Here is a 12,546-nt window from a genome sequence, read left to right on the forward strand (position 1 = left end):
CAATTGTGTACGGGTATAAGGCGGATTTTGTTCATGATGGTAAAGTAATGATGAAAGTAATTCGAGACCCAGCGATACGATCGGATGAGCTGGACATGCATGCCATAAAGATGATGCAGCGGCATCCTATTCCACAGATGCTTACCCTTGATGTACGAGAAATGGATTTTAATGTAGAACTCTATTTCGATATTAGCGGTAAAAAAATGCTTCAACAGGTATTTCGTAGTGAGAAATTAACAGAAATGCAGCTGTATGAGTGGTTACTACAGTTGATGCGAATGGTTGAAGATTGTCGTTCGTACATGCTGCACCCGAATCAATTGCTGCTTCATGAACAATTTATATTCATTGAAGGGGGCATTGCACAGGGAGTTCTGCATGTGCCTTATATCCCGATACAAACGGCACTGCATGAGAATAGTATGATGGAAAGTATTTGTCGTCTTGCTATCCAACTATCAGGCAGTGTGTCAATTTGGCAAGGAGATACCTTTCATCAGATGGTTCGTATGCTGCACGACGGCAGTTATTCCATTACTCAAGTTCGTCAATTCGTCCAAGCGGCTATATCTAAACCACTGGTTGGTTCGAGTGCACGGCATAGTAGTACGACTGTTTCTGAGAGTGCTACAACTGAGCGATCGCAGTTTAATCATATGACTGACATGGGTGTTCTATCTAGTACATCGCATGCTAAAAATGATAGATACAAGTCTGATCAATCTGTGCAGTTCAAGTCTTCAACAAGTGGAATGGAACGCTCCTATTCGAATCATGCAGTAGAGATGCATTCCTCCATGCCCAGCCAAATGAAGTCTAATCGAATGGTTAACGCACGTGCAATGAATGACTATAAGCTGGAAGCAGACGCATATTCATCGAATCCTTTAGATTCTGCTGAACTGGAGTATCGGAATCAGTTAGCATGGCCGGAACCTGATTCTGAAGATGATAGTGGTGAGCTTCAACCGCTGGAATCACAGTCGCCCATCATTGGAGCGGGTATTGCAATAATGATTTCTGTGCTGGGATGGAAGTTTGGCTATATGGAGAGTGGTGATTCCATTGGTATTCTTTTAAGCTCTTCTGCTACAGCAGTGGCTATATTTATGGGATTTGCATGGTGGAAAGGTTGGTTCTTAGGAATGGTGAGATGGTTCCGAAATACCAAAAATCATGACAATGCCAAGAGCGCAAAGAAAAAGTGGACTGTTACTCCTGCGACAGGCATGCTTCCGGATTTCGCATCGGTAGAGTTACCGTCAACCGTGTTGTCTTCCACAACGACCACTAATGAAAAAGTAAAAAGCAACTTCATTCCAGTGCCTGTTGTACCGCCGAATCGCTCGCAGGAGGCAGTCTCGCTCGAAGCTCATTATGATGATATGTCAGAACATACGACTTTGATGAGTGGAGGTCATTTTGATGCAACGACGCTACTTGATTCCTCTGCCAGGGATCTGGCCGCTAATGCTCCAATCATTTTTGCACTAGAACGTCTTGCTTCCGACGAGCAAACTATTGAAGAGACGATTACGATTACAGAGTGGCCATTTATAATTGGTAGGGGATCTCAAGGGGTTCATCATGCCTTATCTCTCATGGGTATTTCGAAGATGCACTGTGAATTGAATATGCAAGACGATCAGTATGTCATTCAAGATTTAGGTTCCAAAAATGGGACTGAACTGCAAAGTGAAATGCTGATTCCATATAAAAAATATCCGCTTCAAGAAGGGGATCGTATTCAAATTATCGATTATGTGTATCGGGTAAGCATGAAAAGAGCACGTATGCCTAGAATATCGCATGTTCGTTGAGGATTTAGTTTTGTGAGGCCCTGCATGTTAGCTAAATGGCTATGCAGGGCTTCTTAGTCATGTCAAACGATGTATCAAAATGGATTGAGACTCGTGTGGACGTGGTCAGCCTTCTTATTTTTCTTTCAAGGCAAGCAGCGCTTTTTCTACAGATGGGTATCGGAACTTGAATCCGTGCTTGAGCGCCTTCGTAGGGAATACATGTTGTCCTTCTAGCACAAGAATAGACATTTCGCCAAGCATTAGCTTCAATACGGTAGTGGGTACAGGAAGCCAATGAGGTTTGTGATAAACCCTGCTAATTGTTCTTCCAAATTCATCATTCGTAACGGATTCGGGAGCGCTAGCGTTTACCACATCACTTATAGCATCTTCATGAACGATGTAGTCGATTAAACGAACGATATCATCGATATGAATCCAAGAGAATGGTTGTTGGCCCTTGCCTATCCGTCCACCAACTCCTAGCCGATATGGCAGCAATATTTTCTGAAAGGCTCCTCCTTCCGAAGAAAGTACAGGAGCGATGCGAAGTTTTACTGTGCGTTGTGCAGGTACTTGATCGGCTGCTGCTTCCCATTGTCGGACGACATCGGATAAGAAATCCTGTCCTGTTGGAGGAGACTGTTCGTCGAATCTTTCTCCATCAGAGCTACCGTATACAGATGAGCCAGAAGCAGAAATCAATAACGGCAGTGTTCGATTGCGTCTAGCGGCCCAGTCCGCTATTTGTTGTGTAGGCTCAAGACGAGACTTACGTATTCGTTCCTTTGCTTTATCATTCCACCGCTGACTAATGGTTTCGCCTGCTAAGTTCACAACAACGTCTACATCGTCAGCGACTGCGGACGCCTGAGCTAGCTGAGACCATGTGAGATATATCGGTTTCCGCGTACGAGATGAGTGGTCAACTGCTGGCACAGAGCGGGTTAGTATGATGACTTCATGTCCTTCGTGCAGCCATTTTTCAGCTAACTCTCTTCCAATTAGACCTGTACCGCCGCTAAGTAACATTTTCAATTGAAACCACTCCCTAACGATTATGCTATTAGCTTCATAACCAATTTCGTAAGTGTTGCACCAAATTATAGTAATTATTATTGCTTATGACAACAAAAAGTAGATATGCCAATACGAGCATATCTACTTGATAAAATTATGATTGCAGTAAGTGCTCATAGGCACTGTAATCAATATTATGCCGTTTCAAGTTCTTGATTAGGTATTTATAGTCGCGCTGAGGGGTAGCCTTGATGTAGCCCTCTATACAATGATCATGCGTTACCTGTGATGCACCGCTCTCCACCGCAAGCTGACCGATCTTTGCGGCAATTGTATGTTTGGCTATGTCTCGAAATGCATTGGGTACAGGATCAACAAAAAGATTTAGCAGTGCCTTGGATTCTTCTGTCCATAATGGACGACTGCGTTCTACCCAATAATTTTGCCAATCAAGTTTCGACTTGCCATCGCGCATAGGAAGAACTTTAAGGAACTTGCGAAACATGAAATAGCCGCCAATAGCCATGAGACCAACTAGAATAAACGTCCATAATGTGATCGTGTTAAGAAACCCGTCACTAGGTCGCGTTGCTGCTAAAGGAAATAAAGAATACATGATGTGCATTAGGCTCACCTCTTGTGAATTTCCTGAATTTACATATGACTCTTCGAATTATACCGCATTCCTAGATTTATTTCGATATAACCTGTAAAATAGGTACAATTAGTTGATAAAGGAGTTGTATTATGCTGAAAATTGGCTCTCACGTATCATTCTCGGATAAAGGATTGCTTACAGCGACAAAGGAAGCTGCTTCATACGGCTCCAGCTCGTTCATGATATACACAGGTGCACCTCAGAATACAAGACGCAAACCTATCGAGTCACTATATATTGAAGAAGGCAAGCAGCTAATGGAGAAAAATGGCGTCGGTGAAATCGTCGTTCATGCTCCGTATATTATTAATCTTGGATCGTACAAGCCTGACACGTTCGAATTGGCCGTGAATTTCTTGCAAGAAGAAATTCGCCGCACGCATCATATCGGTGTGAAGCAAATCGTTCTTCATCCTGGTGCTTATACAGATAAGGATGCAGAATATGGCCTTGCGCGTATTGCGGAAGGGCTTAATGAAGTGCTCAATAATACTCAGGATACAGATGTAAATATTGCCTTGGAGACGATGGCGGGTAAAGGTACAGAGATGGGACGCAGCTTTGAGGAGCTTGCGACGATTTTCGATAAAGTAGAGTCGAACAATCGATTGACCGTTTGTTTGGATACTTGCCACGTACATGATGCAGGTTACGATATCGTTAATGATCTTGACGGTGTATTAGCTGAGTTTGATCGCCTTGTCGGTTTGGACCGCATTGCAGTTGTGCATTTGAATGATAGTAAAAATCCAACGGGGGCTCGCAAAGACCGCCATGCACCAGTCGGAGCAGGATGGATTGGATTTGAAGGCATCCATCGTATCGTTCATCATGAAGGACTGCAAGGGCGTCCGTTTATTTTGGAAACACCATGGATTGGTAAAGATCCTAAGAAACAGCGCCCGATGTATGAAGCTGAGATCGCGCTTCTGCGCGGCAATGTATTGGAGCGCTTTGGTGCATCCTTCATCGAGGATGTGGAGCGCATTGACAGCTTGATGAACAAGGAAGGTCTTGATCGTCGCGGATTTGTATTGGGTACTTGGGATGTCATTAAGTCCGATGCAAAGGCACGCAAAGCTGACCCGCGTGAGCCGATGGAGCGTCTATATGACACAATTATGGTAGCTGGATTGTTCCCGGAACTGTCGGAAGAAGAAGTGAATCAACGTTTGAGCGTTTGGTTTGCAGGCGACAAAGCCATTTCTAAATAAGAAGATCCAGTGGGGGAGAAATACATGACACATCAACATACAATGACACAAGCTCGTCTGGAAGCAGATAAGGAGCGTATGAATCGCGGTAGAATGCTTATCTCTTGTCCTGACCGGGCAGGGATTGTCGCGGCGGTGTCTAAGTTTTTGTTCGAGTATGATGCGAACATTGTTCAATCTGATCAATATACAATGGATCCAGATGGCGGGATGTTCTTCATGCGTATTGAATTCGATATGGTTGGACTGGGAGAGCGTCTTGCACAGTTGAAGAAGGACTTTTCAGCGATTGCGGAGTCATTCGAAATGCAATGGCGTATTACGCGAGTATGCGATAAGAAGCGCCTTGCTATTTTCGTTTCCAAGGAAGATCATTGTCTTGTAGAGCTTCTATGGCAGTGGCAAGCAGGCGACTTGGATGCAGAGATCGTGATGGTTATTAGTAATCATAATGATATGCGGGAATACGTAGAATCGTTTGGCATTCCATATCACCATATTCCAGTTACGCCTGATACGAAGGCAGAAGCAGAGCGTCGCCAGATCGAGCTAGTAGAAGGAAATGCTGACGTCATTATTTTGGCGCGCTACATGCAAATTATTTCTCCTCGTTTTATTGAGGTATACAAGAATCAAATTATTAATATCCATCATTCCTTCCTTCCAGCGTTCGTTGGCGGTAAGCCGTACCATCAAGCGTACACACGTGGGGTAAAGCTGATCGGAGCAACGGCTCACTTTGTTACGGAGGAATTGGACGGTGGTCCAATCATCGAGCAGGACGTTGGGCGTGTTACACATAGTGCGGATGTAAATGAACTGAAGCGAATTGGACGTACGATTGAGCGTGTCGTGTTAGCGCGTGCCGTTCAATGGCATGCTGAAGATCGTGTTCTCGTTCATCAGAACAAGACCGTTGTCTTCAACTAGCAGCGAGTAAGAATTTAGTTTGAAATAAAGGGCCAGACGAAAAGTTTATAAAATCGTCTGGCCCTTTATTTGGCTAATAGGGAAGGGGGAGGTTGCGTGCCAATTTTATGGCTTGTTGTTATTGTATGTGCCATTGCTATTGTCGTGTATGGTTTAATGGTCATGAAGCGGCGAGATCGTTCTCAGGCAAACGTCATTTCAATTACGAAACGAACAAAGGCTAAGCCGTTGCAGCAGACAGGACAGAAATGTTCGTTTTGTAAAACTCCATCCAAAAAGCTGATTTTCTATGCAAGAGAAAATGGTACTATTGTTGGCTTGTGTAAAGATTGTAGGCCAAAAGCAGAACATCAAAATATGCTTCCTCTGTAACTAAGAAAAATATGCAGCAAAGAAAACAACTTTACGCACATAAACAAGTCCAGTCCTATTTTGTAGGTACTGGGCTTTTCTATTTCATTAAATAAGCCCGGAACTCCAAACAAGTGGTCATAATCCGCTGGTTTTGCTATGCTCCTCAACTTCAGACGAAGATGTGCGAGTAAGGAGTGCCCCTCCGATAAGAAAAATACCGCTCAAATAAAAAACGGAAGCGATGCCTGCGGATGCACCAATAAAGCCAAAAAATAAAGGTGCAACCACTTGTGACAAGCGGTTGGTAGATAAGCGCAATCCAAGAACTTCACCTGTTCGATCAGGTGGAGATGCATTAAATATAGTCGTCATCGATAACGGCTGGCCGCAGCCAAGGCCTAGACCCATTGCCGTACTAATGACAGCCATTAAAATAAATGGAGTCGTGAGCGGGACAAACATAAATGCTATGCCGGCAATAAGGATGGAGCCAATTAAAACAACCTCCCTGCTGTACCTTTTGGTTAATGGAGATAGGAACAGACGAACAGCTACCATAGCCATACTTTGAATTGCGATTATCCATCCGATTCCAATGTCAGACATCCCCCATTCCGCCCCCAGAAGAGGGAAGTAGGCGACAAAAATATCACGAGAATATAAGACTAAAGCGCTCGATAAGAGAGCCTTACGCAAAGTAGTACTTCGAAGTAAGCTAAATGATCCGCCTCCTGCATCCGGATTATTTGACTTGGAATGATTCAAAGCTGGCAGTGAGCGTTCTCCCCGTTGATCAGGGATAAACCAAGATAGTAGGAATGGGATGATACCGACTAGTACAGAAATGAAGAAGGTATGTACATAAGAAGTATTGTGAGCGATATATCCACCGATTATAGGACCGAATACGCCGCCTAAGGCTACAGACATGCTGAGCCAGCCGTAATATTGATCGCGTTGCGCGGGGGCAGCAATCCGCCCGACCATATTTTGAAGAGAAATCGTCACCATAATTCGTGAGATGCCAATAATCATTTGTGAAATATATAGAGCAGTCAATGAAGGCCAAACATAGGGGAGAAACATTCCAATCATCATACCTATAACTCCTGCTATATTAGGAATTTTGTCCCCAATCCGGTCTGTCATTTTACCAAGGTAAATCGCAAATATAACGGGCAAAAAAGCATAGGAAGCGGTTAGCAACCCGATGTCGAACGTACTAGCCCCAAGCTGAGTGCCGAGTAGGGAGATGACAGGACGGGTCATGTACAGCATCGTTTCCATTCCAAATATAATAGCGTAAATACGAATGAGAAGAGCCATCTGCAACACACCTTGTCTGTTGAATGTGATTTCTTGTATATGGAAAAATTATAGCACTTCCAAGATCACACAAGGCTTGAATTGCTGCGTGAACAAAAAGAAATATATTATTTTTAAAGCACTTATGCTCAAAATGAACAAAATACTTGGGATTATTTTCAAATATGGTATTATCGATCCAACAAATGAAAGCGTTATCATTAGAGTGTACTTAAATTGGGGAGGATGAATGAAAATGAATCGTAATAAGCGTTTTTGGTGGGTTTCTTTGATAGTTACTGTTGTGATGTTAACGACTGCGGCCTGCTCTCCAAGTGGTTCAAACTCATCAACTGCGAAATATCCGGATAAGCCGTTTACGATTGTTGCCCCTTCCGGAGCTGGAGGGGGATTGGATCTGACTGCACGCGCATTGTCTAAATCTTTGGCTAACACGAAATTAGTTGAGCAAGCTATCCTAGTAGAAAATCGACCTGGAGGAGGACAGGCTGTAGGTCTTGCTGATTACATAACAAAGGACAAAAATGATCCGTACAAATTGTTCCTGCCCTCTGCACCAATCATCATCAATCACTATAAAAGAGAGGGTACAAGCCCATATTCGCACAAAGATCTTACCCCTCTCGCTCAGTTGACCAAAGATTATGGGGCTATTGCGGTTCCAGTAGATTCGAAATACAAAGACTTGCCATCTCTCATTGCTGATTTGAAGTCTAACCCTGATTCTGTTATTTTAGCAGGCGGCTCAGCGCCGGGGTCTCAAGATCATTTGATTGCGATGCTGCCTGCCTATAAAGCAGGAATTGATCCGAAGACAATTAAGTTTATTTCTTATGATGGTGGTGGGGAGGCGCTGACTGCACTACTCGGCGGTACGGCGAATGTGCTTGCTTCTGATATTTCAGGCTTAAGTGAGTATATTGAAGCGGGACAAGTTAGAGTGTTAGGTATTTCTGCTCCTGAGCGCCTGCCAGGTGAATTCAAGGACATTCCAACCTACAAAGAGCAAGGAATTGATGCAGAGTTCGTCATTTGGCGGGGATTGTTTGGTCAAAAAGATATGGATGCAAACCATGTGAAGTATTGGGAAGAAAAAGTGAAGCAGCTTTCTGAGTCTGAAGAGTGGAAAAAGGAGCTTGAAGCGAACGGCTGGGAAAATGGCTACAAGAACTCCGCAGATTTCACGGCTTTCTTAGGAGAGCAGGAGAAGCTGATTCAAGAAATACTGAAATCGTTGGATATGTTGAAATAGGTTTCGGTTTCTGCAGCTTTTTGCTGACCGACTACACGATTACATCATGCCTCCCATTCCACCCATTTTATCCATGAAATAGTTTTAGTCTATCAACAAAATAGTGTGGCAACGTTACATCATGGCTGCTTTCACATTGAAAGCAGCTTTTATTATATAAGTATCCTATATAAAAACGTTCGTATATTAGAGGTCGCCACAGAAAACGATAAACGAGTAGCCAAATCAAGCTTAATAAGGTATAATTGAATTTATCAAAGTGAATTTGTCAAAACGACATATTCATTAACACTTTGAAGTGGAAAAGCGAATCAACTAATGTTACAATAATGCAAAAGTTATGGGTCATCGTGTATACGAGTCCCCTATCGTGCTGGAATCTTGTAGACATAGAAGGAGGAAATCAATAATGACAGCAGCGCAATCTAACCTTGATGCACGCTCTGTTGCAGCGATTCGTACGCTGGCAATCGACGCTATTGAGAAAGCTAAATCCGGACACCCAGGTATGCCAATGGGGGCAGCTCCAATGGGGTACCATCTATTTGCAAAGGCAATGACACACAACCCGGCTAACCCAACTTGGATTAACCGCGACCGTTTTGTCTTGTCCGCAGGACACGGCTCGATGCTGTTGTACAGCTTGCTCCACTTGAGCGGCTACGACCTATCTATCGACGATATTAAGAACTTCCGCCAATGGGGAAGCAGGACTCCTGGTCACCCAGAATTCGGACATACTGCTGGTGTAGATGCTACAACAGGTCCATTGGGTCAAGGTATCGCGATGGCAGTTGGTATGGCTATGGCAGAAGCACAAATGGGTGCTACTTATAACCGTGAAAGTTTCAACGTAATTGATCATCATACTTATGCAATTTGCGGCGATGGCGACTTAATGGAAGGTATTTCTCATGAAGCAGCTTCCATGGCAGGTCATTTGAAGCTTGGCAAATTGGTTGTTCTATATGATTCAAACGATATCTCTCTTGATGGCGAGTTGAACTTGTCCTTCAGTGAGAATGTACGTCAACGCTTCGACGCTTACGGTTGGCAAACGCTACTTGTTGAAGACGGCAATGACTTTGCTGCTATCGAAGCAGCTGTTCAAGCAGCTAAAGCTGAGACAGACAAGCCGACACTTATCGAAGTGAAGACTGTAATCGGATTCGGAAGCCCGAACAAGCAAGGTAAAGGCGGCCACGGCGGTACGCACGGATCTCCGCTTGGTGCTGACGAAGCACAATTGACAAAAGAGTTCTACCAATGGGAGCATGAGCCATTCTTCGTTCCTGAAGAAATCTATGCTCACTTCAACGCTGCAATTAAGCAACCTGGTATCGCTGCGAACAGTGAGTGGGATGCACTAGTTGATAGCTATGAGAAAGCTCATCCAGAGCTTGCTAAGCAATTCAAGCTTGCTGCTGCTGGCGAACTTCCAGCCGACTGGGATGCTAACCTTCCGAAATACCAAGTAGGCGACAGCGCAGTTTCTACTCGTGTTGCTTCTGGTAATGCATTGAACGGTCTTGCGCCAAACGTACCTTACCTAACAGGCGGTTCCGCTGACTTGGAGAGCTCTACAATGACGCACTTGAAAGGCCTTCCAGTATTCCATGCAAGCCAATACGATGGCCGCAACATCTACTTCGGTGTTCGTGAATTCGCAATGGCTGCAGCAATGAACGGTATGCAATTGCATGGCGGCGTTAAAGTATTCGGTGGTACGTTCTTCGTATTTACAGATTACTTGCGTCCAGCAGTTCGTCTATCTGCATTGATGAACTTGCCTGTAACGTATGTATTGACGCATGACAGTATCGCTGTTGGTGAAGACGGTCCTACGCATGAGCCGATCGAGCAATTGGCTTCTATCCGCGTAATTCCGAACTTGACAGTAATTCGTCCAGCTGATGCTAACGAAACGTCTGCAGCATGGGCATATGCGGTTGAGAACAAAGCGAATCCAGTAGCACTTGTACTGACTCGTCAAAACTTGCCGATCTTGGAAGGTTCCGTTGAAAATGCGCGTGAAGGTATCAAGCGCGGTGCTTATGTGGTGTCTGATGCAAAAGACGGCAAACCACAAGCACAAATTCTTGCAACTGGTTCTGAAGTACAGCTTGCTGTTCGTGCACAAGCGGCATTGGCAGAAGAGGGTATTCAAGTTCGCGTTATCAGTATGCCAAGCTGGGATCTATTCGACAAGCAATCTCAGGAATACAAAGATTCCGTATTGCTTCCAGAAGTTAAAGCACGCTTGGCAGTTGAAATGGGTCATCCATTCGGATGGGATCGCTATGTAGGAGACAAAGGAAGCATCATTGGCATCTCTACATTCGGCGCATCTGCACCTGGCGACCGCGTAATGAGCGAATATGGCTTTACAGTTGAGAACGTAGTAAGCCGCGTTAAAAGCTTGCTATAAGAAATTGTTCTAACAGTTCCGATAGTTCGCTATTGAAACATGAACGATCATCCATTTCCTATATAAAAAGGGGCCGATTCCGATGTCAAATTCAACTGTTGCTGCAGATCGTTATCAAGAAGTAACCGTTTTGAAAAAAGCGAATGTGTACTTTGAAGGTAAAGTTACGAGTCGCACGATTCTTTTTGCGGATGGAACGAAGAAGACACTTGGCATTATGATGCCTGGTGACTACGAATTCGGTACAGATGTGAAAGAGTTAATGGAGATTCAAGCAGGCAAGCTGGATGTATTGCTGCCTGATCAGACAGAGTGGTTGAGCATCGAGGGCGAAGGCGAGTTCTACGTACCTGCGAATGCAAGCTTCAAATTGCGGGTGCACGAAGTAGCAGATTACTGCTGTTCCTACATTACGGAATAGTGGAATTGTACAGGAAGAACCGACTAAACAGCTACGACAGACATCGGATGAACGGTTCACTTTACAATAGGATCGTATATAAGCAGTAACGAAAAGAGCCCGGTGCATACCGGGCTCTTTTTCTTGTTAATATGTTGCTATTCCAATGTTGGTTCATGGCCTTTGTTTATTTTGTGGCCAAGCCACTGTTCATATACTTTAACAACAGCCGAAAGATCCTCTTCTCCATAACCGGAAGCATGTCCGATTTGGAACATATTTTTCGCAGCCTCCAGCATCGGTGTGGGAGTTTGAACCGAGTCCGTCAATACGGAAGCGAGCTTCAAATCTTTAAGGATTAGCTGCAATGAAAACTGATTGTCGAAGTTGCCGTCTACAATTTTTTGACCTTTCAAATCTGCAGCCTTGCTGCCAGCGCTTCCATTTTGCACAACTTCCAAAAAGGCACTTGGATTAACTCCTGTTTTCGCTACAATAGAAAACCCCTCTGCTAGTGCTGCGTTGTTAATACCAACAATCGCATTATGAGCTAGCTTTGTAATAGAGCCATTTCCTGTTGTACCCATATGCACGATTCTGCTGCCCATTGCTTCTAGTACAGGACGAACTGCCTCTAGCGCAGCAGATTCACCGCCAACCATAAACAGTAAGGTGCCAGCTTCTGCGGCAGGCTTGCTTCCTGTCACAGGCGCGTCTAGAAATACGGCATTTTTCAAGGCGCAATCTTCAGCCAATCGTTTAACGAGTGTGGGAGAAATGGTGCTGCTATCGATGACATAGGTGCCAGAGCGCAATCCTGCAAGGATGCCGTCCGGTCCATCGTAAATATGAGTAATCGATGTATCATCACTAACCATGCTAATTACAACGTCTGCTTCTGAAGCAGCTTGTTTAGGTGTTGTGGCTACAGATGCTCCCATTGCAGCTAGCGGGGCTGTTTTTTCTATCGTTCGATTATAGACGATTACTTCAAATCCTTTTTCCAGCAAGTTGCGTGCCATAGGGGCGCCCATTGTGCCCATGCCAAGTACAGCTACCTTTTTCATTAGTGGTCACCTCTTCGTAATTAGATATTCAAAATGAATTTACATCTATAGTAACATAGCTCATTCCTGTATACTCAAACATATGGGGTGGG

General features: G+C 44.3%; 11 protein-coding genes. 7 read left to right on the forward strand and 4 right to left on the reverse strand.

The genetic code is table 11. From position 1 onward, the window contains the following. Positions 1-5: 5 nt before the first annotated feature. Positions 6-1,823: a DUF6382 domain-containing protein gene (locus FPZ44_RS02065; protein WP_144986931.1), complete on the forward strand. Its 1,818-nt coding sequence runs from the start codon at positions 6-8 to the stop codon at positions 1,821-1,823. A 114-nt stretch (positions 1,824-1,937) separates the two neighbouring features. On the opposite strand, the gene FPZ44_RS02070 is transcribed toward FPZ44_RS02065, so the two are convergent. Beyond that, positions 1,938-2,837 (reverse strand): TIGR01777 family oxidoreductase, encoded by a 900-nt coding sequence (locus tag FPZ44_RS02070; protein ID WP_261378358.1) that lies wholly within the window; start codon positions 2,835-2,837, stop codon positions 1,938-1,940. A gap of 142 nt (positions 2,838-2,979) precedes the next feature. Continuing rightward, positions 2,980-3,441 (reverse strand): DUF2621 family protein, encoded by a 462-nt coding sequence (locus FPZ44_RS02075; protein ID WP_418789161.1) that lies wholly within the window; start codon positions 3,439-3,441, stop codon positions 2,980-2,982. Positions 3,442-3,572: 131 nt separating this feature from the next. Here FPZ44_RS02075 and FPZ44_RS02080 point away from each other — a divergent pair, with 131 nt between their 5' ends. The 3 genes from FPZ44_RS02080 to FPZ44_RS02090 all read left to right on the forward strand — a co-directional run bounded on the left by FPZ44_RS02080 (position 3,573) and on the right by FPZ44_RS02090 (position 5,999). Then, the gene (locus FPZ44_RS02080) at positions 3,573-4,697 is read left to right on the forward strand and encodes a deoxyribonuclease IV (protein ID WP_144986937.1); all 1,125 of its coding nucleotides are present in this window, start codon (positions 3,573-3,575) and stop codon (positions 4,695-4,697) included. A 24-nt stretch (positions 4,698-4,721) separates the two neighbouring features. Continuing rightward, entirely contained in the window at positions 4,722-5,627 is a 906-nt protein-coding gene (gene purU, locus FPZ44_RS02085; protein WP_144986939.1) for a formyltetrahydrofolate deformylase, read from the forward strand. 96 nt (positions 5,628-5,723) lie between these two features. Then, the gene (locus FPZ44_RS02090) at positions 5,724-5,999 is read left to right on the forward strand and encodes a hypothetical protein (RefSeq protein WP_261378174.1); all 276 of its coding nucleotides are present in this window, start codon (positions 5,724-5,726) and stop codon (positions 5,997-5,999) included. Between the two features lie 117 nt (positions 6,000-6,116). On the opposite strand, the gene FPZ44_RS02095 is transcribed toward FPZ44_RS02090, so the two are convergent. Next, on the reverse strand, positions 6,117-7,307 hold the full coding sequence (locus FPZ44_RS02095; protein ID WP_144986941.1) for an MFS transporter: 1,191 nt from the start codon (positions 7,305-7,307) through the stop codon (positions 6,117-6,119). 229 nt (positions 7,308-7,536) lie between these two features. Between FPZ44_RS02095 and FPZ44_RS02100 the strand changes: the two genes are divergently transcribed. The 3 genes from FPZ44_RS02100 (at position 7,537) to ppnP (ending at position 11,408) form a co-directional block, all read left to right on the forward strand. Then, entirely contained in the window at positions 7,537-8,559 is a 1,023-nt protein-coding gene (locus FPZ44_RS02100) for a Bug family tripartite tricarboxylate transporter substrate binding protein (protein WP_144986943.1), read from the forward strand. A gap of 409 nt (positions 8,560-8,968) precedes the next feature. Next, entirely contained in the window at positions 8,969-10,987 is a 2,019-nt protein-coding gene (tkt, locus tag FPZ44_RS02105; RefSeq protein WP_144986946.1) for a transketolase, read from the forward strand. 82 nt (positions 10,988-11,069) lie between these two features. After that, positions 11,070-11,408, forward strand: a complete 339-nt coding sequence (ppnP, locus tag FPZ44_RS02110) for a pyrimidine/purine nucleoside phosphorylase (RefSeq protein WP_144986947.1) — start codon at positions 11,070-11,072, stop codon at positions 11,406-11,408. Between the two features lie 137 nt (positions 11,409-11,545). On the opposite strand, the gene FPZ44_RS02115 is transcribed toward ppnP, so the two are convergent. Further along, positions 11,546-12,454 carry an NAD(P)-dependent oxidoreductase gene (locus FPZ44_RS02115; RefSeq protein ID WP_144986949.1) on the reverse strand — a complete coding sequence of 303 codons (909 nt, stop codon included), beginning with the start codon at positions 12,452-12,454 and terminating at the stop codon, positions 11,546-11,548. Positions 12,455-12,546: the final 92 nt, after the last annotated feature.

The sequence above is a fragment of the Paenibacillus agilis genome (assembly GCF_007786455.1).
In the GTDB taxonomy this organism is placed as follows: Bacteria; Bacillota; Bacilli; order Paenibacillales; family Paenibacillaceae; genus Paenibacillus_B; species Paenibacillus_B agilis.